Source organism: Bacteroidota bacterium (genome assembly GCA_038746285.1).
GTDB lineage: Bacteria > Bacteroidota > Rhodothermia > Rhodothermales > JANQRZ01 > JANQRZ01.
The window spans coordinates 1-22,752 of the sequence record JBCDKT010000049.1 but is presented as its reverse complement, the minus strand read 5'-3'; the positions used below and the strand labels follow the sequence as shown (position 1 = coordinate 22,752).

The 22,752-nt window shown below is 68.9% G+C and carries 14 protein-coding genes and 1 pseudogene; 8 read left to right on the top strand and 7 right to left on the bottom strand.

The features are described from left to right. Position 1 precedes the first annotated feature (1 nt). From AAGI91_14050 to AAGI91_14040, 3 genes and pseudogenes are all read left to right on the top strand, one after another. Positions 2-1,420: a glycoside hydrolase family 2 TIM barrel-domain containing protein gene (locus AAGI91_14050; protein MEM1043735.1), complete on the top strand. Its 1,419-nt coding sequence runs from the start codon at positions 2-4 to the stop codon at positions 1,418-1,420. 80 nt (positions 1,421-1,500) lie between these two features. Continuing rightward, positions 1,501-2,418, top strand: a complete 918-nt coding sequence (locus AAGI91_14045) for a glycoside hydrolase family 16 protein (GenBank protein MEM1043734.1) — start codon at positions 1,501-1,503, stop codon at positions 2,416-2,418. A gap of 20 nt (positions 2,419-2,438) precedes the next feature. Further along, a pseudogene (locus AAGI91_14040) lies at positions 2,439-4,649 on the top strand (glycoside hydrolase family 3 N-terminal domain-containing protein). A 36-nt stretch (positions 4,650-4,685) separates the two neighbouring features. Here the strand turns inward: AAGI91_14040 and AAGI91_14035 are convergent. The 7 genes from AAGI91_14035 to AAGI91_14005 form a co-directional block, all read right to left on the bottom strand. Then, a complete protein-coding gene (locus tag AAGI91_14035) occupies positions 4,686-6,149 on the bottom strand; it encodes an MFS transporter (protein MEM1043733.1) in 1,464 nt (487 codons plus the stop codon). A gap of 10 nt (positions 6,150-6,159) precedes the next feature. Further along, a complete protein-coding gene (locus AAGI91_14030) occupies positions 6,160-9,681 on the bottom strand; it encodes a hypothetical protein (protein ID MEM1043732.1) in 3,522 nt (1,173 codons plus the stop codon). A 14-nt stretch (positions 9,682-9,695) separates the two neighbouring features. Then, positions 9,696-11,240 carry a sugar porter family MFS transporter gene (locus AAGI91_14025; protein MEM1043731.1) on the bottom strand — a complete coding sequence of 515 codons (1,545 nt, stop codon included), beginning with the start codon at positions 11,238-11,240 and terminating at the stop codon, positions 9,696-9,698. A gap of 206 nt (positions 11,241-11,446) precedes the next feature. Continuing rightward, positions 11,447-13,159: a T9SS type A sorting domain-containing protein gene (locus AAGI91_14020; GenBank protein ID MEM1043730.1), complete on the bottom strand. Its 1,713-nt coding sequence runs from the start codon at positions 13,157-13,159 to the stop codon at positions 11,447-11,449. Between the two features lie 141 nt (positions 13,160-13,300). Beyond that, entirely contained in the window at positions 13,301-15,148 is a 1,848-nt protein-coding gene (locus AAGI91_14015; GenBank protein ID MEM1043729.1) for a T9SS type A sorting domain-containing protein, read from the bottom strand. A gap of 51 nt (positions 15,149-15,199) precedes the next feature. Then, the gene (locus AAGI91_14010) at positions 15,200-16,027 is read right to left on the bottom strand and encodes a family 16 glycosylhydrolase (protein ID MEM1043728.1); all 828 of its coding nucleotides are present in this window, start codon (positions 16,025-16,027) and stop codon (positions 15,200-15,202) included. A gap of 99 nt (positions 16,028-16,126) precedes the next feature. After that, complete coding sequence (locus AAGI91_14005; protein ID MEM1043727.1) at positions 16,127-17,140, bottom strand: LacI family DNA-binding transcriptional regulator; 1,014 nt, start codon at positions 17,138-17,140, stop codon at positions 16,127-16,129. Between the two features lie 224 nt (positions 17,141-17,364). On the opposite strand from AAGI91_14005, the gene AAGI91_14000 reads away from it, so the two are divergent. The 5 genes from AAGI91_14000 to AAGI91_13980 all read left to right on the top strand — a co-directional run bounded on the left by AAGI91_14000 (position 17,365) and on the right by AAGI91_13980 (position 22,601). Beyond that, on the top strand, positions 17,365-18,822 hold the full coding sequence (locus tag AAGI91_14000; GenBank protein MEM1043726.1) for a TolC family protein: 1,458 nt from the start codon (positions 17,365-17,367) through the stop codon (positions 18,820-18,822). Between the two features lie 61 nt (positions 18,823-18,883). Next, a complete protein-coding gene (locus AAGI91_13995) occupies positions 18,884-20,230 on the top strand; it encodes an efflux RND transporter periplasmic adaptor subunit (GenBank protein ID MEM1043725.1) in 1,347 nt (448 codons plus the stop codon). Positions 20,231-20,385: 155 nt separating this feature from the next. Beyond that, entirely contained in the window at positions 20,386-21,123 is a 738-nt protein-coding gene (locus AAGI91_13990; GenBank protein MEM1043724.1) for an ABC transporter ATP-binding protein, read from the top strand. 131 nt (positions 21,124-21,254) lie between these two features. Next, positions 21,255-21,905 carry a MarC family protein gene (locus AAGI91_13985; protein MEM1043723.1) on the top strand — a complete coding sequence of 217 codons (651 nt, stop codon included), beginning with the start codon at positions 21,255-21,257 and terminating at the stop codon, positions 21,903-21,905. A 99-nt stretch (positions 21,906-22,004) separates the two neighbouring features. Next, the gene (locus tag AAGI91_13980; GenBank protein ID MEM1043722.1) at positions 22,005-22,601 is read left to right on the top strand and encodes a hypothetical protein; all 597 of its coding nucleotides are present in this window, start codon (positions 22,005-22,007) and stop codon (positions 22,599-22,601) included. Positions 22,602-22,752: the final 151 nt, after the last annotated feature.

Sequence of the window (22,752 nt, the reverse complement as noted above, 5' to 3'; positions counted from 1 at the left end):
CATGGCGTCTACCGATATGAAAGGACTACCTCGCGCGGCCCTGTGCGCCGCCCTCCTCGGGTTCTGCTGCGCTGCCCAAGCGCAGGAGCGCTCCACCCTCAGCGAGCGCTCTGAAGTCGCCGAGGCCGTCGGGTCTGTGCCGCTCGCCAACCAGGGCGCAATCCCCGTCGAGCTTCGCCAGGACGAGGGCGGAAGCTGGACGCTCTACCGCGGCGGTGAGCCGTACTACATCCGAGGCGTCGGCGGCACCCAGTACCTCGACCGCGCTGTGGCCTACGGGGCCAACTCGATTCGGACGTGGGGTGCGGGCGAGGCCATCGGCGTGCTCGACCAGGCGCATGCCCTCGGGCTGAGCGTCGTCTTTGGCCTCTGGGCCGGGCAGGAGCGCCAGGGCTTCGACTACAACGACAGCAAGGGCGTCGCCGCGCAGCTCGCCCGCTTCCGCGAGGTCGTCCGCGCCTACAAGGACCACCCGGCGATCCTGATGTGGGGCCTCGGCAACGAGAACGACCTGTTCTACACCGACTACAAAGTCTGGGACGCCCTCGGCGACATCGCCGCGATGATCAAGGAGGAGGACCCGAACCACCCGGTGATGCACGTCACCGCCGGCCTCGACGTGGCGGAGGTCCAGCTTATCATGGAGCGCGCCCCGGACATTGACGTCTACGGCATCAACACCTACGGCGAACTCGTCGGCGGCACGCGGGCCTTCCGCGACTACGGCTACGACGGGCCGAGCGTGGGGACCATGCTCCGCCGCGCTGGCTGGAACGGCCCCTACGTCATCGCCGAGTGGGGACCGGACGGCCACTGGGAGGTCCCCAAGACCGCGTGGAACGTTCCCATCGAACAGACGAGCACCCAGAAAGCCCGCGTCTACCAGCTTCGCTACGAGCAGGGCATCGCCGCCGACACAACGTACGGCATCGGCTCCTACGCCTTCCTCTGGGGGGCCAAGCAGGAGACCACGCCAACGTGGTACGGCATCTTCACGCCGGGCGGCTACGAGACCGAGGTGATGGACGTGCTGCAGCACGTCTGGACCGGCACCTGGCCCGCGAACCGTGCCCCGAGCATCGCCAGCTTCACCGCGAACGGAGAGACACCCTTCGCGAGCGTCTACGCGGACCCGCTCTCCGTCGTCACCTTCGAGGCCGACGTCAGTGACCCCGAGGGCGCGCCCGTCCGCTACGAGTGGGAACTGCTCCCCGAGAGCACTGACATCCGTGCCGGCGGCGACGCCGAAGCGCGCCCCGACGCCGTCCGCATCGGCGTCGTTCGTGAGGAGGGTGGGACGCTCGCCATCCAGGCTCCGCGCGTCGAGGGTCCGTACCGGATGTTCCTCTACGCCTACGACGGCAGCGGCAACGTCGCGACGGCCAACTTCCCGCTCTTCGTGGGGCAGCCTACCCCTTAGGTGCTGACCCGGCCTTGAGGGTACCAGAGACACAGCCCCCTGGCCGCCTGCCTGTCCATTTTGTCTACCACGTCATGATGATGCCTCGCTTCGCGTTTGCCCTGACCTGTATCGCTGTCCTCGCTCTAGCCGCGTGCGACAACTCAGTCGAGCAGGCCATTCCCGACCCCGAGTTCACCCCCGAGGGGTGGGCACTCGTCTGGAACGACGAGTTCGACGGGACCGAAGTGGATACGAGCAAGTGGGAGTTCCAACTCGGCGACGGCTGCAACCAGGGTGTCGGCAACGAACTGTGCGGCTGGGGCAACAACGAGCTCCAGTCGTACAACGCCGAGAGCGCGACGGTCGCGGACGGCCTCCTGACGATCACAGCCCGCCAAGACACGCTCTCCGGTGACACCACCTACACCTCGGCCCGGCTCCGCACCCTCGGCAAGGGCGACTGGACCTACGGCCGCTTCGAGGTCAAGGCCAAGCTCCCGACCGGGCAGGGCCTTTGGCCCGCCATCTGGCTACTCTTCAGCGAGCCGACCTACGGCGGGTGGGCCGCCAGCGGCGAGATCGACATTATGGAAGCCGTCGGCAGCAAGCCCGGCGAGGTGTTCGGGACCCTGCACTATGGTGGGAGCTTCCCGGACAACGTGTTCGCAGGCGAGGAATTCCAACTCGCCGCCGGGACGATTGCCGACGACTTCTTCGTCTTCACCGTCGAGTGGGAGGAGGCCGTTCCTGACAACCCGGACACCGAGGAGGACGAGTTCGTACCCACGACCATCCGGTGGTACATCAACAACGTGCTCTACCAGACCCAGACCTCGGACGACTGGTTCGTGGCGGGACTCGAAGAGGAGAACCCGGCCGCGCCGTTCGACCACGCCTTCCACATGATCCTGAACGTGGCCGTCGGCGGCAACCTGCCGGGGTCGCCGGACGCAACGACGGTCTTCCCGCAGACGATGCAGGTGGACTACGTCCGCGTCTACGAGCGGAGCGAGTAAGCGTCGGCCCCACGCCTGATTCCCCTATGGAGCCTCGGATCCAGGCGCTGCTCGGCGCGATGACGCTGGACGAGAAGATCGGCCAGCTTGGCCTCGCGATGAGCGGCGAGGGCGAGGTGCCGGACGGGCTCGGCGAGGCCGTCGTGCAGGGCCGCATCGGGTCGGTGCTCAACGAAGTCCACGTCGAGACGGTCAACGAGCTTCAGCGCCTCGCGGTCGAGGAGAGCCGGCTAGGCATCCCCCTTCTCAACGGCCGCGACGTCGTCCACGGCTTCGAGACCATCTTCCCGATCCCGCTCGGCCTGGCCGCGACCTGGAACCCCGATCTCGTGGAGACCAGCGCCCGGACCGCGGCGGTGGAGGCAGCGGCGGCGGGCGTCAACTGGAGCTACGCGCCGATGCTCGACCTCGGGCGCGACCCGCGCTGGGGCCGGATCGCCGAGACGTTCGGCGAGGACCCGTTCCTGATCGGTGCCCTCGGTGCGGCGACGGTGCGTGGTTTCCAGAGCGAAGACCCCGGACCGAGTCCGGGGCAGGCTCTCGCCGCGCCCGATGCCATCGCGGCTTGCGCCAAGCACTTTGCGGGCTACGGCGCAAGTGAAGGCGGGCGCGACTACAACACCACCAACGTCCCCGAGCACGAGCTTCGGAACGTCCACCTCCCGCCGTTCAAGGCCGCCCTGGACGCGGGGGCGACTTCGCTCATGGCCTCGTTCAGCGACCTCAACGGCGTGCCCGCGACGGCGAACCGCTGGCTGCTGACGACGATCCTCCGGGACGAGTGGGGCAGCGACGCGCTCACCGTCAGCGACTGGAACTCGGTCCCCGAACTCTGCACCCACGGCCTCGCCGCCGACCACAGCGAGGCCGCCTACGAAGCCGCGACGGCGGGACTCGACCTGGAGATGGCGAGCACGACCTACGCCGACCATCTCCGCGCGCTCGTCGAGTCGGGGCGCATCGCCGAAGAGCGGATCGACGCAGCCGTGGCGAACGTGCTCCGGGTCAAGCTCCGCCTCGGCCTCTTCGAGAACCCGTACACCGACCCTGGCGCGTTCCCCGCGCCGGCCAACCCCGACCATCTCGGTGCTGCCCGGACGGCCGCGACGCAGAGCGCCGTGCTGCTGAAGAACGACGGACCGACCCTGCCGCTCGCCGCCGACCGGCTGAGCCGCCTCGCCGTCATCGGCCCGCTCGCCGACGACGGGTACGAGCAGCTCGGCACCTGGGTCTTCGACGGCAACCCGGAGCACAGCCGGACGCCGCTCGGCACGCTCCGGGCGCGGTTCGGCGAGACGATGGAGATCCGGTACGTGCGGGCGCTGGAGACGACGCGCAGCCGGGGCCGCGGCGGCTTCGGCGACGCCATCGAAGCGGCCAAGCAGGCCGACGTCGTGCTGCTGTTTCTGGGTGAGGAGTCGATTCTCTCCGGCGAGGCCCACTGCCGCGCCGACATCAGCCTGCCCGGGGCGCAAGAAGCACTCGTCGAGGCCGTCGCCGCCGTCGGGAAACCCGTCGTGGTCGTCGTCATGGCGGGCCGGCCGCTGACGCTGGAGCCGGTGCTCAGCGCCGTCGATGCGCTCCTGTTTGCGTGGCACCCCGGCACGATGGCCGGGCCGGCGCTCGTCGATCTGCTCTTTGGCGACGTGTCGCCCTCGGGCAAGCTGCCGGTGACGTTCCCGCGCAGGGTCGGGCAGATTCCGATCTACTACGGGCACAAAAACACGGGCCGCCCGCCGACGCCGGAGACGGTGACCCACATCGACAACATCGAGCCGCGCGCTGTCCAGACCTCGCTCGGCAACACGTCGTTCTACCTCGACGCGGGGGCCACGCCGCTCTTCCGGTTCGGGTTCGGGCTGTCCTACGCCGCGTTCGAGTATGCGAACATCGAGGTGAGCCCGCACGAGGTTGCGCCCGGCGACACGCTCACCGTCCGCGCCGAGGTGACGAACGTCGGCGACTGCGAGGCCGAGGAGGTCGTCCAACTCTACGTCCGCGACCTCGTCGGCAGCGTGACCCGGCCGGTGCGCGAGCTGAAAGGCTTCCAGCGCCTCGGCCTCCAGCCTGGCGAGCGCACGACCGTCGTTTTCCAGCTTCACACCGACGACCTCGCGTTCTACGACCGGCAGATGCAGTGCGTCACCGAGCCGGGCACCTTCCACGTCTGGATCGGCGGCGACTCGGCGACGGAGCTACGCGCCGCGTTTGAGGTGGTCGAGCGCTCCTGAGATCATTCTTCTAGGTTCGCGGTGCCTCCCGCGAAGCTACGCGTCCAACACCTCGCGGCCGACGGGGCCGCGCCGGGCTTCTAGCTTCGTGCGGACCTCGTAGGCTGTGTCCTCGGTGATCGGGAAGTTGGCAATCGCCCAGATGGCGACGAGCGAGGTCAGCGCCGGGATGCCCACGTCGAAGACGCGCATCAGGAAGAGCGTCTGCTCGGTCTGCGCGCTGCCGAGTTCCACGTCGAAGCCGGTCGCGTTGAGGAGAAAGCCGCCCGCCGCGAGCGCCGCCGCCATGCCGAGCTTGACGACCCACCAGTAGATCGAGCCGAACATGCCCTCACGCCGCTCATAGCTCGTCAGCTCGTCGAGGTCGACCACGTCGGCGATCATCGACGGGACGAGCGTGAAGAGGCCGCCGAGGCCGAACGCCATCAGCGGGGCCGGGACCATCACCAGCCACGGAAGCTCCGGGTTGTAGGTCGGCCACTTGAGGAGGTAGCCGACGACCGAGACCCCGATGGCGATCATAAATGCCTTCCGCTTCCCGATCTTCGTCCCGAGCCACGTCACGAACACTACCACGGCGAACGTCGCAATCGCGCCGACCGACCCGGCGTAGCCTGCGTACTCCGCGCCGAGGGTCTGGTCGCCGCCGAAGACGTAGTAGATGATCACGTAGAACTGGAACGACGCGATCAGCATGAACCCGTTGAAGATCAGGAACGTCGCCACGCAGAGCAGCAGGAACGGGCGGGACTGGAGCACCGTCCCGAAGCCCTGGAAGAACTCGCTGATCCGCCGCGCGACGGCACTCCCACCGAGCCCCTCTTTGTTCTCGGCGGCCGCCACGGCCCGGAACGGCTCGCGGAGGAAGATCGCCGGGAGCACGCCGACTGCCATCACGATGACGGCGATGATGATGGCGAGCCCCGCCGCGCCCTCGCGCTGGTTCTCGAAGAACCCCTCGTAGGACATGATCCACAGGAACCACGGCGAGGCGACGTAGGCGAGCTGGCCGATGAAGTTGGAGGTCCCCATGAGCCGCGTGCGCTCGTGGTAGTCCGGCGTCAGCTCGAAGCCCAGCGCCACCCACGGCGTCGCCCAGACCGTGTAGGCGAGGTAGAAGAAGAGCGACCCGATGAGGAAGTAGACGAAGTAGAACGTCTCGCTCTTGCCGTCGGGGAGTTGCCAGAGGAAGATGAAGATCAGCCCGACCGCGATCGCCCCGCCGAAGATGTACGGTCGCCGCCGGCCCCACCGCGTCTGCGTCTGGTCGGAGATGTACCCCATCAGCGGGTCCGTGAACGCGTCCGAGATCCGGGGGATCGCGCCGAGGAGCCCGACGAGCGCCGGGTTCATCCCGAAGCCGAGGTTGAGGACGATCATCATCCCGCCGCTCGCCCCGGCGAGCAGGTTGTTGACGAACGCGCCCAGGCCGTAGACCACGCGGTGGCCGAAAGAGATGCGGTCCTCGGGAGCCGTCTCGTGGTGCGTGGGAGTAGGCATGCGTCCGGGCTCAGCGGGCAGGAGAGAGGGTCACGTCGATGCGCTCGACCTCACCGGTGCGGCCAAACACGGCGGCGCTCGTCGCCCGGCTGAGCGTGTCGCCCCCGGCGTCGGCGGGGGTGCCGCCCAGCCCGGTCACGCGGACCGCGAGGGCGTCGCCGCGCCGGTACACGACGGGCACCTGGCAATAGGTGAACGCCATCGTGCCGGCGTCGAGGTCGAGCGTCTGCAGCGCGCCGCCGAGGTCGACGTAGCGGAAGCGCCGGGGGGCTGCGAGAAACTCCGACGCCCGTAGCAGGGCCGGCCGGAAGACGATCTGCCCGCCCTCGACGAGCACGCCGAGTTCGCCCCAGCGGCACAGGATGTCCTCTTTGACCTGGCCCGTCATCCCGGGCTGCTTGGCTCCCGCGTGGCCGGGCGTGTGGGAGTAGGCATCAGCCGGGAAAGCCCCGAACTCCTCGGGCGTCTTGGTCACGCCGAGGCCTGCGCGCACGTCGTAGTAGGCGTCGGCGAGGCGCCGGAGTACGGCGTTGTCGGCCCCGGCGGCGTGGGCGCGAAAGAAGGTCTCCTGCGTGGCGAGGGCGAGCTTGGAGACCATGTGCCAGTAGATGCTGCCCAGCCCTTCGTAGCCGAAGAACGTCCCCGAGCGGCCGGTGTACGCGCGGTGGTGGAAGACCTGCTCGAACACGCCCAGCACGAAGGCTGCCTCGCGGTCCACGGCTTCGGCGTGGCCGTTCGCCCGGAGCGCGTCGAGCGCGGCCTGGACGTCGGCCTTGTTGCGGAAGGTGCCGTTGAAATGCACGCCGCCGCGCACGTCCCGGACGACGAGGCTCCGGTCGCCCTCGGCGAGGAGCGCCTGGAGCAGCGGCGACTGCCGGGCGGCCTCGTCCGGCAGGTTGTTCTTTTCGAGGAAGCCGGGGAGCGAGCGGTCCGGGTACAGGAGGTAGCTGTGCTGGTCCGGGCGGTAGAGCGCGCTCGCCCGCATTGCGTCCAGCACATCGGCGGCAGTCGCGGGACCGAGCACGCCTGCGTCGAGTGCGGCGACCTGGCCCTCCAGCATCGCGTAGAGGTGCGAGACGGCGACCTCGTCCCCCTCGGCCGTCATCAGGTTGTAGGCGTGGAAGAGGCCGTCGCCGCGCCGGTTGACGCGGACCGTGTGGTCCAGAAACGCCGAGGCTCGGTCGATGAGCGCTTGGACCTCGGCGTGCGGAACCGCCTCCGTCTCGCCCGAGAGTCCGGCCGCGTAGAGCCGCTCGCGGTAGGCGCTCCCGGCTTCGCCGAGGGCGTCGACGACCTGCTTCCGCTCGGCGTCGCTCAGGCTGCGGCCGGCTAAGTCCGCGTGCTGCTCGAACGTCTCGCCGACGGCGCGCAGCAGCGCCGCCACCTCGGCCGAAAGCTCGACCTGCTCCTCGGTCGCGTCGCCGAGCAGAGTGCTCAGGAACGATAGGTAGCGCCGGACGGCAAAAAGCGTCACCATCGACACCCCGTTGCCGACGAGCGCGTTGTTGGCATCGTTCCACTCCGGGCGCTGGGTGTTCATCCAGATGCCGCCCTCGGGGATGAAGTTGGTCAGCTTGGCGAGGAGCGGGACGAGCAGTTTCTCGGCAAACGTCACCAGGAGCACGGTGTCGTCCCCGCCCCACAGCAGCTTTCCGTCGGCCCCGACGGACGCCACGCGCCCGGCGATGCGGGTCTCCTCGTCGGCGTCGTAGACGACCGTGTCGTGTGGGTCGCGGAGGAGGTCGGCGTAGGGCTTGATGCGGTAGGGGACGTTCGCGTAGCTGAAGCGGCGCTCCGAGAGCAAGCCCGCGAGGTGGTCAGGGTTGTGCGCCCGGGCAAGCGTGAGGAGCCGGAGAAGGTAGATGATCTGATGGTCGCCCCAGTACCCGATGTAGGACCACGGATCGTCCGGCTCGATGGTTTCCCAGTCGATCCCCTTGTCGGTGATCCGGTACGGGTTGTAGCCGTCGGCCGTCGAGGCGTTGACGAAGGTGGCGATCATGCCGCCGAGGAAGCCGGGGAACGAGCGCCCGAGGGCTTCCCAGTTCTGGAAGATGTCGCGCCAGTTGCCCTCGTAGCCGCGCGCCGCTGTGCCGTCGGCGTTGCGGACGTCGATCGAGAAGCGGTTCCACGGGCGGCTCGGGTCGCCGTGGCGGCGGCTAAAGTGGAGCGGGAGGTAGGTCGAGCAGAGCCGCTGGAAGTCGGGGCTGCCCTCGCGCGCAGCGTCCTGCAATGCCTGGATCGTGAGCTGGACGGGCAGGCGGCCGAAGAGGTCGGCGTGCGCCTCGGCGACGGGGGCGTTGAAGTGGGCGACGTAGGCTCGCACGTCCTCGCGGTCGACGGCGTAGCCCCGGTCGAAGATGCCGCCGCGCATGATGTTGAACAGGACGTTCATCCGGTGCCGCGCCGTCGTCATGCGCTCGGCGCTGCGCTGCTCGCCGTCGGCCATCGCCACGAGCCGCCGCAGCCGCTCCGTCCCCGCGTCGATGTCCTCGTGGAGTGCCGTGCGGAGCGCGTCCGGGTCGGCGAGGTGCTCGGTGAGGGCGACCACGTCCGCCACGTCCTGCTCGATGTCGGCGGCGAGGTCCCAGGTCGCGGTCTCGTCCGGCGCGAGGGCGACGGTCGCGTGGAGGAAGTACGCCCCGCGCTCGGCGCGCACCATCGCCTCCGACTCGACGGGCCGCCCGCGGCGGAACCGGTCCAGTTGGCGCGCCGAGAGCAGGACGGCGTCCGGGTCGAGGCCGACCGACCACACGGTCGTCGCCTTCAGCGCCTCGCTCGGCTCGGCCTTGTCGACGGGCTGGGCGCTGAGCGTGAACAGGCCGAGGGTCGTGCCGGGGACGCGCTCGTTTTTCTTGTAGGCGTCGGCGAGGTTGCTGCGCGTCTCCTGGAGGTCGCGGCTGACGCCGTAGGGCATCAGGTTGCGCACGCCGTCGAGCACGCGCACGCGGGCGGCACCCGCGCCGTGGTTGCGGAGTTCGGAGCGCTTGACGAAGCCGAAGCGCTCGCTCGTGCACCAGGTGTAGACAAACGTCAGCCCGAGGTCGTGGTTGACCTCCTCGAAGCGGAGCCGGTCGCCCCGGAGGTTCTTGTAGAGGGCGCGGCGGAGGTCGTAGAGTCCGGCGTAGCGGTCCGAGAACGGCTCCCACAGCATCGTGCGGGCCGCGCCGTTCGAGCCGTCGCCCGGACGCTGCGCGAGCAAGAGGGTCGCGCTGCCCGTCGAGCCGCTCGCGTCGTGGATGCGGTCCACGGTGACGTACGGAAAGAGCGCGCGCTCGGGGCTGACCCGGCCGGCTGACACCCCGCCCCGGCTCGACACGAACAGCCAGTGGTCGGCGTCGCTCACGACGGAGACGAAGAACGGCGGCATCTGGTCGGCGTTCGCGATCCGGTAGTAGCGGTCGCCGTCGATCTCGGCGATGTCGCCCGTGACCGGGTGCGCGTCCGTGCGAAGGCGGGCGGAGCCGACATAGACGGACGCGGGGGCTGCGTCGCCGGGAGGGGCGGTTTGGGAGGCGTCAGGTACTGGCATGGGAAGCAGGAGCGTCAGGCGGCGGGCGTGCGGACGAGTTCGGCTTCGAGTTCTTCGAGCGACTTGCCCTTCGTCTCAGGCACGACGAAGATCACGAACACGAGCCCGAGCGCGGCGAAGACGCCGTAGATCAAAAACGTCAGCGAGCTTCCGAGCGTGGCCAGCTCCCACGGGAAGATCTGCTGCACGAGGAAGCTGACGGCCGAGTTGATGAGCCCGACGAACGAAATCGCGATCCCGCGAATGCGGTTGGGGAAGAGTTCCGAGAACAGCACCCACATCACCGGCCCGAGCGAGACCGCAAACGAAGCGACGAAGCCCAGGATGCCGATCAGGATCAGCGTCGGGTTCATCGCAATGGCTGCCGTGATGAGCGGGGCCTCGAACTCGGTCGCCGCCTCGGTGCCGATGGCGGCCTGGAGCGCCGTCTTGAAGGCCACGTCGCTGTCGAACGTCTCCCCGATCAGCGGCGCGAGCCCGTCTGCTTGCTCGGTGCCCACAACCGCTGAGGCCTCGGCCGGGAGCGTGTAGGTCGCCTGCCCGAACCCGAAGGCCAGGATCATCATCGCCGCCGTGATCCCGATCAGGCCGCCGATGAGCAGCGGCTTCCGGCCCAGCTTGTCGATCAGCGCGATCGCGAGGAGCGTGAACACGAGGTTGATGAGGCCCACGAAGATGGCCTGCACGAACGAGGCATCGGTGCCGATGCCGGACTGCTCGAAGATCGTCGGGGCGTAGAAAAAGACCGAGTTGATACCCGTCGCCTGCTGGAGTACCCCGATCACGATGCCAATCGTGAGGACAAACCGGAGGGAGGGTGCCAGCAGGTCGCGGATGCTGCCTTTCTCGCGCTCGTCGTCCTTCGCCATGCTCTTCTGGATCTCGTCCAGTTCCTGCACCGCCGCGACGCTCCCGACGGCCATCTGCATGATCGGCAGCGCCTCGTCCCGGCGGCCCTGCATCAGCAGCCAGCGCGGGCTGCGGGGTACGAAGAAGAGGCCGACGAAGTAGAGCACCGCCGGCATGGTTTCCAGCCCCAGCATCCACCGCCACTCGTTGCCCGCGATCACCGCCGACGTATCCGCGAGCTGGAGGATGAGGTAGTTCGTGAAGAACGCCACCGTGATCCCGGTCACGATGTTGAGCTGGTTGAACGAGACCATCTGGCCCCGCACCTCCGGCGGCGCGATCTCGGCGATGTAGAGCGGCGCGATGATGAGCGACGCGCCGACCCCGAAGCCGCCGATCATCCGCGCGATCACCAGGACGGTGAACGAGGGCGCGAGCGCAGAGGCGATGGCCGAGATCGCGTACAGCACGGCGGCAAAGAAGAGAATCCGCCGCCGTCCGAACCGGTCGCTCAGCGGCCCCGAGACCATCATCGCGAGCGTGGCCGTCAGCGTGAGCGACGCGACCGAGAAGCCGAGCTGGGTCTTCGACAGCGAGAACTCGGTCTCGATAAACCCGACGACCCCGGAGATCACCGAGGCGTCGAAACCCATGAGGAAGCCGCCCAGCGCGACGATCAGGGCGGTACGGATGACGTAGAGGCGGTTCATGGGCTGGCGGAGCGCAAGGTATGCGTGTCAGGGTAGCGAGGCGCTGTGCCTAGCCCCTGGCAGGTGGTGGAAAAAAGGGTGGATACGGGCGCGCATCGTCGGCGAAACAAGGATACCCATCGGGAGGAAAAGAAAAACGAAACGAGGGGAAGGAGGCAGCAGAAAGGACACTGCCCAGCCTTCCCCTCGCTCCGGTTACGCGCGGACTAGCGCACGAGCGTCAGGCGGCCCGTCTGCGACTGGGCACCCGCCGTGAGCTTCCAGACGTAAAGGCCACTGGCCAGGTCCTGCGCCTCGAAGCTCGCCTCGTGGCGGCCGGCTTCGACGGTACCGTTGACCAGCACGGCGACCTCGCGGCCCATCACGTCGTAGACCGCCAGCCGAACGTCCGTCGCGGCCTCGACGGCGAACGGAATCGTCGTCGCGCGGCTGAACGGGTTCGGGTAGGCCGCGCCGACGGTCAGCGCGCGGGCCGATGCGGTCACCGGTGCGGCCGCCATGCCGTCCACGAACTCGACGTCATCCCAGAAGTAGATGGCCTCCATCGTTGACGGCGGGCCGGGGCACTGGAAGTCGAAAAAGATCGCGAGCTGGTTGTACGTCGACGCGAAGTTCAGCTGGGCCGTGCCGGGGGACTCGTTGCTGAAGTCGAAGACGAGCGTCTCCCAGACGCCGGCGACGGTCGTGAACTCGTCGGTCTCGACGCTGACCGTCGGGTCGCCGTTCTGCTCGACCTTGAGCTTGACCTGGACGCCGGCGGCCGGCGACAGCACGCGGACGCTCAGGCTGGTCTCGCCCGGCGCGAACGGGACCGGGCTGGCGAAGCCGCTGGAGACGCCGACCGAGGTGCCGGCAAAGCACTCGGCCCCCATCGTGCGGATGGACTGCACGACGGTGTTGCTGGCGTCGTTCGGGTCCGCGACGAGCGAGGAGACGTTGCCGCCGAAGTCGGCGATCTCGTAGTCCTGGCTCGCGTCCTCAAACGTCAGCGGGAGGTCCAGCGACGACGGCGGGCCTTCCTTCTCGAACAGGAAGCTGTCGGTCGCAAACACACTACCGCCCATCGAGAGCTCGAGCACGAGGCTGTAGTCGCCCTCGGGGGCCTGCCCCGGCACGCCGCTCGTGAAGCTGACCGGGCCGACGGTCTCGCCGGCGCGGAGGCGCACGTTCTGCGGGCCCTGGACCGGACCGAAGCTGCCGCCGCTGGGAAGCACCGCGTCGATGCGGGCCGAGAAGACCTGCGTCACGTCGGTCGTGTTGGTGAGCGTGACCGAGTAGCCGAGCGTGCCGCCCGTCTCCGGGATGACGGTCGAGCCGACGGGGTCGAGGCTGGCCTCGATGTCCTCCGGCACGTCACCAAAGGCGAGGTCATCCCAGAAGTAGATGTCCTGGGTCATCGACGGCGGGCCGGGGCACTGGAAGTCGAAGAAGATCGAGGCCTTGTCGTACTCCTTCGCGAAGTCGAGCGGCGCGGTGCCGGGGGACTCGTTGGTGAAGTCGTAGACCAGGGTCTCCCAGTCACCGGCCACCGTGGTGAACAGGTCGGCCTCGACGCTGATCGTCGGGTCGTCGAACTTCTCGACCTTGAGCTTGACCTGGACGCCGGCGGCCGGCGACAGCACGCGGACGTTCAGGCTGGTCTCGCCTGGCGCGAACGGGATCGGCGAGGTGAAGCCGCTGACGTCGGCGACGGTCGTGCCGGCAAAGCACTCGGCCCCCATCGTGCGGATGGACTGCACGACGGTGTTGCTGGCGTCGTTCGGGTCCGCGACGAGCGACGACGCGTTACCGCCGAAGTCGACGAGTTCGTAGTCGATGGCGTCCTCGAACGTCACCGGCAGGTTGATCTGCCCCTGTGCCACCGGGGCCATCAGCGCGAAAGCTGCCAGCGCACACAGGGTAGTGAATACGTTTTTCATGGGTTGTGAATGAGTTGGTTTGAGGGAAGCGCCTGCGCGGGATGCGAGGCGGCGTGAAGGGATACAGCAGGTGAAGCGAGAGCGGGTGGTGGGGGAGGGATGCTGCGGCGGTACCCGCTCCCGCTTCAGGTCGGGGTGGGATTAGCGTATGCGTGTGAGGCGTCCGGTCTCGGTGCGGGAGCCCGCTTCGAGGTGCCAGACGTAGAGGCCGCTCGCCAAGTCGCGCGCGTCGAAGGCGGCTTCGTGCGTGCCCGCCCCGAGCACGCCCTGGACCAGCACGGCGACCTCGCGGCCGGTCACGTCGTAGACCGCGAGACGGACCTCGGACGACTCGGCCGTCTCGAACCGGATCGTGGTCTCGCGGGCGAACGGGTTGGGGTAAGCGCCCGCGTCGGCGGTGCGCGCGGCGGCGGCGTCCTCCCAAACAGCATCCGCGACGCGCCAGCTGAGAGCAGCCCCGGGCACGCGCTGCGGCGGCGAGAGGACGTTGATCGTCAGCGCCTCGGCGTCCACGGTGACGTTCGGGAATTGGCCAATGCGGACGGTGTAGACGTAGGACCCGGCGGGCGCGAACGACGGCACAAACTGAGAGTAGCTGTTCGAGACCGAGCCGCCGGCGGCCAGCGTCACGTTGTTGAAGACCGGACCCTGGAACCCACCCGGGGCGGCGGTGAAGAACAGGTCGCCGGTGACCGGGTTGGCCGTGTTGTTCTCGACGGTGAAGTTGACGGTGAACGAGCCGCCCGCGATCACGTTAGCGCTGCCCGACGAGGCCGTCACGTTGAAGTTCGGCACCACCTCCTCGACGCCGCCGAAGAACACGTCGTCGGTCTCGATCGCGAACTCGGTCCCAACCGGCCCGCCGATGGCGACGACGACCTCGAAGAGCTTGTTGAAGTCGAACCCGTCGTCGGAGCCGGCGAAGACCGAGTTGTCGTCGGCGAAGAGGGCGAGCGGGATCGCCACGAAGCGCCACGTCCCGGAGTCGTCCGGGTCGACGAGGTAAGTCGCCTGAACCTCGTCCTCGGTCGCCCCGTCGTACATCCCGTCGTTGTTGACGTCCTCGTGGAGGTTGATCTCGAGCAGGAGCGGCGTGTTGCTGGCGTCGACGAGCGGCCGGAGGTAGAACCCGAGGTAGTCGCTGTTGCTCGTGGTGACTGAGCCGCCGGCGGGGCGCCGGATGACGTAGCCTGCGAACGCGCCCGTCTGGGCCGGGTCGATGCCGATGGAGAGCGCCTGCGTGCTGCCGGTCGCCTCCGGGGCCGGGGCCGCCGACCCCACGCCGATACCGGCGTTCGTCTCGCTGAAGGTGAACACGCTCGCCGTCGGGTCAGCCTCGAAGTCGTTCAGCACGACCTCCTGCACGAGCGTCGGCACGTCGTTCGAGAACGTGAGCTCGTCGAAGTCGACCGAGTAGGCCGGGCCGGCCGGGCCGCCGATGGCGACGATGAAGTTGAGCACGCTCGAAAAGTCGAAGCCGTCGTCGGACCCGACGTTGACCGAGTTGTCGTCGGCGAACGAGGCGACGGGAATCTGGACGAGCTTCCAGCAGTTCGCCACGCCGGGATCGACGACGTACCGAGCCTCGAACTCGTCATCGACGAGGGGGTCGAAGCCGTCGCCGCCGGGGTCCTCCTGCAGGTTCAGCTCCAGGACCAGCGGCGTGTTGGCCGCCACGACATTCGGGCGAATGAAGAAGGAGAAGTACGCCTGGCCGGAGGCGTCGAAGGTGCCGCCGCCGTTCTGGGTGAAGCCGAAGCCCGCAAAGCTGCCCGCCGCCGCCGGGTCGATGTCGGCGCGGAGCGCGTTCGAGCCGTCCGGCCCGGTCGTCAGGTCGATCCCGACCCCGGCCCCGCCGAGCTCGCTGAACTGGAAGACGTTGGCGAAGTCGCCATCGTCGAAGTCGTCGAAGACGAGTTGGCCCTGGGCGGCCGGAACCGCCAGCACGGCGAGCGCTGCGGCGAAGAGAGCGAAGCGGGAAGTAGACATGGGGTCAGGGAGTATCCGTGGTCGGTGAGGGAAAGGTGTTAGGTGGTGCGGTCAGGGAGTCGGCTGGTCGGTGCGGCGGTAGACGCGCACCCAGTCGTACTGCGCCTCGGCGGGGAGCGCATCCAGGTCGAGCTCGCCGAGCCAGTTGGGGAAGGCCGAGGTCCAGATGTTCATCATTAGCTGCTGCGGGAGGTCCGGCACGGTCGCCGGGTCGGCGCTCTCCAGTACCAGTTCGTCGTCGATGAACCAGCGGACGCTCCCAGGCTCCCACTCGAAGGCGTAGACGTGGAACTCCTCGGCGGCGTCGCACGCGAACCCGGCGTCGCGCGGGAAGGGCAGTGGGTTGAAGCTGCCGTTGTTCGGCACGCCTTCCGGGCCGGGATTGAAATAGAGGTTAGCCTGCATCTTGTCCGTGTCCTTGCCCCGAAACTCGATGTCGATCTCCTGCCAGGGGTCGTAGCGGAAGGTGAAGAAGCTGGAGACGAGGCCGAGCCCCTCAGCGGCTTTCATCCGCGTCTCGAACCGGCCGTAGGTGAAGAAGCCGTCCTCGTTATCCGTCCGCAGCTCGGCACCGGAGTACTGGCGCTGCCCGTAGGGCACGTCCGTCAGCCGGAGCTTCAGCAGCCCGTCCTCGACCACGACGTTGGCCGGGTTGAAGTGCGACTGGTTGCCGTCGAAGGTGTGCGTGCCCACGTCCCACCGCGCCTCGAAGGCGGCGTCCCGCGCGTCGAAGTCTTCCTGCCACACGAGCGTCCAGGTGCCGGCGGCGGTTTGGTCCGAAGGAGCTGCGTCGGCGAGGGCGGGGTCTTGCCCGTCGCAGCCGGCGAGGCTGAGAAGGCAGAGCGCGAGAAGCAGGCGGTGGGTGAGGTCGAGCGGCATCGAGAGGTAGCAAGTGGGGATAAGCGGGGCGGTTTCGGGAGTCCTGGAATCGCTTCCAGGCGGTGTGGACCTGGACAGGAGGGAGTGGGTGGAACCCCGTCAGCGGGGTGGGCCGGAGGAGGCGCGGACCTCCAGGCGGACCGGCAGCACGTACTGGCGCGGCGGCGGCGGCGTGTCGGCGGCGAGCCGGTCGAAGAGCCACTCGGCGGCGAGGCTGCCGAGGTCGTGGGTGTGCGGATGGACCGTCGTCAGCGGCGGGTTGAAGTAGGCCGCGCTCGGGATGTCGTCGAATGAGGTGAGCGCGAGGTCCTGGGGGACGACGAGCCCGGCTTCGGCGAGCGCGAGAATCGCGCCCATCGCCATGTAGTCGCTAGACGCAAAGGCGGCCGTCGGTCCGTCGGGCGCGAGGGCGAGGTCGGCGAGGCGCTGGCCGGCCGCCACGCCGGACTCGCGCGAGAAATCGCCCCGGAGCACGAACGCGTCGGGCGAGGCCAGCCCGTGCTCGGTGAGGACGTTGCGCCAGGCCGCGAGGCGTAGCTCGGCGTCGTGGTTGCCTGCCTCGCCCGCGAGGCAGGCGATGCGCCGGTGGCCGAGGTCGACGAGGTGCTGCACCGCAAGCTGCGTCCCGCCGTAGGCGTCGGTCGAGAGCATGTCGAAGCCGTGCTCTTCGTCGGGCGCGTTCAGGAAGACGACCGGAAGCTCCGGCGGAAGCGCTGCCGCGACGCTGGCCAGCGGGACGGCCGGGGCCATCACCACGAGCCCGTCGACGCGCCCGTAGAGCGCGCGCAGCGCCCGGTCCGTGTCGGCCGGCCGGTTGTGCGAGGTCAGCAGGACGAGGTGGCGGTCCGTGGCCTGGGCCGCGAGGTCGAGGCCGCGGACGAGTTCGGGGTAGAACTCGCCGGTGAGAAACGGCAGCACGACGCCGACGGCGTCGGTGCGGCTGCGGACGAGGCCTTGCGCGGTCGCGTTCGGTACGTAGCCGAGCCGGTCCACGACGCCCTGGACGGCATCGCGCGTCGCGGGTGCCGCCGGCCCCGAGCCGTTGAGGACGCGGCTGACGGTCGAGATCGAGACGCCGGCCTCGCGGGCGACTTGTTTGATCGTAACGGACATGGGCCTGGGGCGGGGTAGAAACGTTTCCATTCAGGATATGAAAACGTTTTCCTGTTGTCAAGTATCGCTTTGGCTTGTCTGGCTATAGCCATAGGAGCATAGCCCTGCGCGGGCAGTCTGCTCGTGGGCGAAACCGATGCGGACTGCTGTAACAAAGCATTGCCCCCGCCCGTCAAAGGGCGCGAGTTCTGTTTTCAGCCGTCCCTGCCGCCCCGCCTCGTACCATGCGTCTCCGCCCCCTCGGCCTCCTGCTGACCCTCGGCCTCCTCGTCGCCGGCACGGCCAACGCTCAGCAGACCTCGCAGGAGATCACGTTCGACGAGGCGCTGCGGATCGGGCTGGAGCGCAACACGGCGCTCCGCCAGGCGGTGACTGCCGCCGAGGCGCGGGCGCTCGACGTGACGCTCAACCGCGCCGAGTTCCTCCCGGACGTGAGCGCGTCCGTCCGGCCCGTCCAGAACTACGGCCTCATCTTCGACCAGACGACGGGCCAGCTGGAGCAGGAGACGACCGAGCAGCTCAACGCGTCGGTCTCGGCCAACCTGAACCTCTTCAACGGCTTCCGCGACCAGGCGTCGCTCCGGCAGGCGCGGCTCCAGCGTGAGGCCAGCGAGTTCTCGCTCGACCGCTCGCGCCAGGACGTGCTCTTCAACGTCGCCAACCAGTTCCTGCAAGTCCTCCTGAGCCGCGAACTCGTCGCCATCCAGGAGGAGAACCTCGCCGCCGACCAGGCGCAGCTGGAGCAGATCGGGCAACTCGTCGAGGGCGGGGTCCGCGCCCGCGCCGACGCGCTCCAGCAGGAGGCGCAGGTCGCCCAGCGCGAGCTGTCGCTCCTCCAGGCCGAGGCCGACCTCGAGCTTGCCAAGACGCGCCTCGTCCAGGTCCTCCAGCTCGACCCGTTCGGCAACTACACCTTCGTTGCGCCATCGTTCGGCGCGGTCCCACTCCAGCCCGACGCGATCGACCTCGAAGAGATTCTCACGGCGGCGCTCGACCGGCGCGAGGACCTGCGCGCGCAGGAGCTTCAGATCGACGCGGCCGAAGCCGACATCCGCGTCGCGCGCGGCGGCTACTACCCGACCGTTAACCTGTTCGCCAGCTACGGCTCGGGTTATTCGAGCCTTGCTACGCGCTCTGTCGGCGAGGCTCCGGAGATTCCAGTCACGACGGGAAGCGGCGACATCGTGCTCGTCGGCGGCGAGCCACTCACGTTCGACGGCCCCGCGCCTCGCGAGGACACGCCCTTCGGCGACCAGTTCTTCACCGACAACCGGGGCGGCTCGGTCGGGCTGAGCGTGAACATCCCGATCTTCGACCGGCTTGCGACGCGCTCGCAGGTGCAGCAGGCGAAGATCCGCGCCGAGAACGAGCGGATCGCGCTCGACAACCTCCGGCAGGAGGTCGCGCTCCAGGTCCGCCAGGGCTGGCTCGACTACCAGAACGCCGCCAAGCGGCTCGACGTGACGGCCCGGCAGGTGGCCTCGGCCGAGGCTGCCCTCGAGGCCGAGCAGGAGCGCTACGACCTCGGCGTCTCGACGCTGACCGAGCTGACCCAGGCGCGGGCGACGCTCGTCGAGGCCCAGAGCAACCGCGCCCAGGCCGTCTCGCAGTTCGTCTTCCAGCGCACCCTCCTCGACTACGCGGTCGGCACGCTCGACCCCTCGGCGCGTCTCTTCGACTGAGGCTGGCCGCTCTCTCCTCGTACGGGCGGGTCTGAGACCTGCCCCTACATCCGAAACCACTATGGCGACTCCTGAAAAGAAAAACACCACGCGCAACCTGCTCCTCGGCCTCTTCGTCGCGCTCGCCCTGCTCTTCACCGGGATCGCTGTCTTCGGCGGTGACCAGGACGAGGGTATCGCGGTCGAGACGGCCCCGGTCGAGGTCCGCACGGTGACGCAGCGCGTGACGGCTTCGGGCAAGGTCCGCCCGGAGATCGAGGTCAAGATCACCTCCGACGTCTCGGGCGAGATCGTCTTCCTCGAACTCGAGGAGGGCGACCGCGTGCAGCAGGGGCAGCTCCTGATGCAGGTCCAGGCCGACGCCTACGCCGCGCAGCGCGAGCAGGCCCGCGCCGGGCTCCTCCAGGCCCGGGCCGACGTGTCGCGCGCCCAGGCCGAGCTGATCCGCGCCGAGGCCGACCTGGAGCGCAACCGGATGCTCGCCGAGCGCGGCGTGATCGCGCAGCTAGACCTGGAGACGGCGCAGACCGCCTTCGACGTGGCGAAGGCCAACGTGGAGGCGGCCGAGTACCGGGTCAGCAGTGCGCAGGCGTCGCTCAGCCAGGCCGCCGACCAGCTCCGCAAGACCTCAGTCTACGCCCCGATGAGCGGCACGGTCTCCCAGCTCAACGTCGAGCTCGGCGAGCGCGTCTCGGGCGTCGGCCAGATGCACGGGACCGAGATCATGCGCATCGCCGAGCTGGACCGGATGGAGCTGGAAGTCGACATCAACGAGAACGACATCGTCAACGTCGTCAACGGCGACTCCGCGCGGATCGAGGTCGACGCCTACCCCGAGGCTCCGTTTCGCGGGGTCGTGACGCAGATCGCCAACTCGGCGCGCGTCTCGGGGATGGGGACGCAGGAGGAGGTGACGAACTTCCCGGTCAAGATTCAGATCCGCAGCGAGAATGGCACCCCGGCCTCGGTCACGCGCCCCGCTGCTGCCGACCTGCAGGAGATGCCGGGACGCATCCAGACCCTACGCCCCGGCATGAGCGGCACCGTAGACATCTTCACCGAGACCGTCGCCAGCGCCATCGTCGTCCCGATTCAGGCCGTCACCGTGCGCGACTTCAACCGGCTCGGCGAGGACGCCGACGAGGGGGACAGCGAAGAGGAGCGGACGCCGCGCCTCGTGGAGGAAGACCTGCGCCGCGTCGTCTTCCTGATGGAGGACGGCAAGGCAAAGATGATGGAGGTTGCGACCGGGATCGCGGACGACACCCACATCGAGATCACGCACGGCCTGACCGGCGGCGAAACGGTCATCATTGGCCCCTTCCGCACGCTCCGCACAGAGCTCGAGGCCGACGACTCGGTCTACGTGGACGACGAGGACGACCGGCGCGGGCCGAGGCGGAGCTGAGAGGACGGAAAACGGAGGACAGAGGACAGAGGTAAGCAAGACCGACAAAGCTAGCACGACCAATGCGCTCCGCGCCGGCGCACCCGACCCTCCTTCCCCTTCCTACCCTCCACGCCGAAAGCATCCATCCCCACCCTCCACGCCGTCACCGACCTATGCAAGCCGACCCGATTATCCACATCGCCGACGTCTGGAAGACCTACCAGATGGGCGTCGAGCAGGTCCACGCGCTGCGCGGGCTCTCGCTCGACGTGGCGCGCGGCGAGTACGTCGCCATCATGGGGCCGAGCGGGTCGGGGAAGTCCACGCTGATGAACATCGTCGGCTGCCTCGACATCCCGACGAGCGGGCGCTACGTTCTCAACGACCGCGACGTCTCGACGCTCTCCGACGACGACCTCGCGGCGGTGCGTAACCGCGAGATCGGGTTCGTCTTCCAGACGTTCAACCTGCTGCCGCGCGTCAACTGCGTGCAGAACGTCGAGCTTCCGCTGATCTACTCCGGGATGAGCAAGCGCGAGCGCCGCGAGCGCGCTGCCCAAGCGCTCGTCAGCGTCGGCCTCGGGGAGCGGATGGACCACAAGCCGAACGAGCTCTCCGGCGGGCAGCGCCAGCGCGTCGCCGTCGCCCGGGCGCTCGTCAACCGTCCCGCGATCCTCCTCGCCGACGAGCCGACGGGCAACCTCGACACCGCGACGAGCGAGGAGATCATGCGGCTCTTCGAGATGCTCTACCGGCAGGGCAACACGCTGCTTGTGGTCACGCACGAGGAAGACATCGCCGAGCACGCCCGCCGCATCGTCCGCCTCCGCGACGGCGACATCGAGCGCGACGACCGGGTGGCGAACCCGACGCTCGCGGGGCTGGAGGTCGAGGCACTCGAAGCGGCGTAGCCGGCCTCGGCAGTGAAGGTTTGGCGAGGGGCACCGGGGGCGAAACCGGCCGAGGTAGCCGGCGAATAAGCCGCCTCGCACGGCGGAGCGCCCCTCCGTCTTACCGTCCCCCGCTCCACGGCCTCCCCGACGTGTTCTCGCTCGATGCCTTCATCGCGGCCTTTCTGCCGCTCTTCGTGGCCCTCAACATCCCCGGCGTGCTCCCGCTCTACATCGGGATGACGGAGTCGTTCGAGGCCCGCGCCCGGCGCTCGCTCCTGATCCGGGCGATGACGGTCGCCGTCGCCGTCGCGCTCCTGATGCTCGTCGCCGGGCAGGTCATCTTCGAGACGCTCGGCATCACGGTCCACGACCTCCGCGTCGGCGGCGGGCTGATCCTGCTCGTCCTCTCGATCACCGACCTCGTCTTCGGCGACCTCAAGAAGCGGCGGGGCGGGGAGGGGGCCAAGAAGAAAGGCAAGAAAGCCGCGCTCGACGACTCGACGGCCGAGATGGCGGTCGTGCCGCTCGGGATCCCGCTCATCATCGGCCCGGCGGCGATCACCACGATCCTCGTGACCCAGGGACAGTCCGGCTTCCTGCTCACGCTCGCCTCGATCCTCGTCAACATGCTGCTGGTCTACGCGGCGTTCGCGTTCGGGCCGCGCCTGCTGGCCTACCTCGGGGCCGGGTTCTCGAAGGCCGTCGCCAAGATCGCCAGCCTCTTCCTCGCCGCGATCGCGGTCGCGATGATCCGCGCCGGCATCGTCGGGATGCTCGTGCAACTCGGCGTCTACGGCTGAGGTGTGGGAGTGTGGAATAAAACCCACAAAGGTAGCGAGGTCGTCCGCACTCCGCGTCTACCTTCCCGTCCACCGTCCACCGTCCACCGTCCACCGCCCGTGTACCCCACCACCGAAGTCCGCTGGTTTCTCGACGGGGCGCTGCCCGCCGAAGTGACGGCATGGTTCGAGGCCGTAGCCGGGGCGGTGCCGTGGGAGACGCGGACGGACTACTACGTGCGGCCGGCCACGCCGGACGGGCTGGGCGTGAAGGCGCGCGCGGGGCACCTGGAGGTCAAGCGCCTCGCCGAGGTCATTGGGGACGAGGCGCTCCACGAGCGCGCCGCCGGGCGCGTCGAGCGCTGGCGGAAGTGGAGCTTCCCGCTCGACCGGTCAGCGCAGCTCCGGCAGGGGGCCGGTGACTGGGTGGCTGTTGGCAAGCGCCGGCAGAAAGCGTCGTTCGCGGTGCGCAGCGGCGTCGTGGGGCGGGTGCCGCGTGAGGAGCAGACCCGGTCGGGGTGCTCGATGGAGATCGCCGAGGTCGGCGCGGCGGGGCGGACGTGGTGGAGCGTGTGCTTCGAGGCTTTCGGGCCGGAGTCGGAGCAGGCCGGCCTCCTCCGCCGGACGGCCGCGCACGTCTTCGCCCGCGCCGCGCCGCCGGCGCTCGGCCGCGCGTGCTCGATGAGCTACCCGCGCTGGCTCTGCGCGTGCGCGTGACGGCACCGACCTCAGAAGCTGTTCGGATTTGTGATCGCGGGCCACGAGCGGCTGCGGAACTGACCGGCTGCGTCGCGCTGCATCGCCGAACCTCACGGTTCGCCTGGTGGGGTCGCTTCGCTCCCCGATGCTTTGCATTCACGCTCCTTGC

Bases quoted from the DNA above. Each gene is read 5' to 3' on its own strand.
- AAGI91_14050 (MEM1043735.1), top strand. From the start codon at position 2: ATGGCGTCTACCGATATGAAAGGACTACCTCGCGCGGCCCTGTGCGCC.
- AAGI91_14045 (MEM1043734.1), top strand. From the start codon at position 1,501: ATGCCTCGCTTCGCGTTTGCCCTGACCTGTATCGCTGTCCTCGCTCTA.
- AAGI91_14035 (MEM1043733.1), bottom strand. From the start codon at position 6,149: ATGCCTACTCCCACGCACCACGAGACGGCTCCCGAGGACCGCATCTCT.
- AAGI91_14030 (MEM1043732.1), bottom strand. From the start codon at position 9,681: ATGCCAGTACCTGACGCCTCCCAAACCGCCCCTCCCGGCGACGCAGCC.
- AAGI91_14025 (MEM1043731.1), bottom strand. From the start codon at position 11,240: ATGAACCGCCTCTACGTCATCCGTACCGCCCTGATCGTCGCGCTGGGC.
- AAGI91_14020 (MEM1043730.1), bottom strand. From the start codon at position 13,159: ATGAAAAACGTATTCACTACCCTGTGTGCGCTGGCAGCTTTCGCGCTG.
- AAGI91_14015 (MEM1043729.1), bottom strand. From the start codon at position 15,148: ATGTCTACTTCCCGCTTCGCTCTCTTCGCCGCAGCGCTCGCCGTGCTG.
- AAGI91_14010 (MEM1043728.1), bottom strand. From the start codon at position 16,027: ATGCCGCTCGACCTCACCCACCGCCTGCTTCTCGCGCTCTGCCTTCTC.
- AAGI91_14005 (MEM1043727.1), bottom strand. From the start codon at position 17,140: ATGTCCGTTACGATCAAACAAGTCGCCCGCGAGGCCGGCGTCTCGATC.
- AAGI91_14000 (MEM1043726.1), top strand. From the start codon at position 17,365: ATGCGTCTCCGCCCCCTCGGCCTCCTGCTGACCCTCGGCCTCCTCGTC.
- AAGI91_13995 (MEM1043725.1), top strand. From the start codon at position 18,884: ATGGCGACTCCTGAAAAGAAAAACACCACGCGCAACCTGCTCCTCGGC.
- AAGI91_13990 (MEM1043724.1), top strand. From the start codon at position 20,386: ATGCAAGCCGACCCGATTATCCACATCGCCGACGTCTGGAAGACCTAC.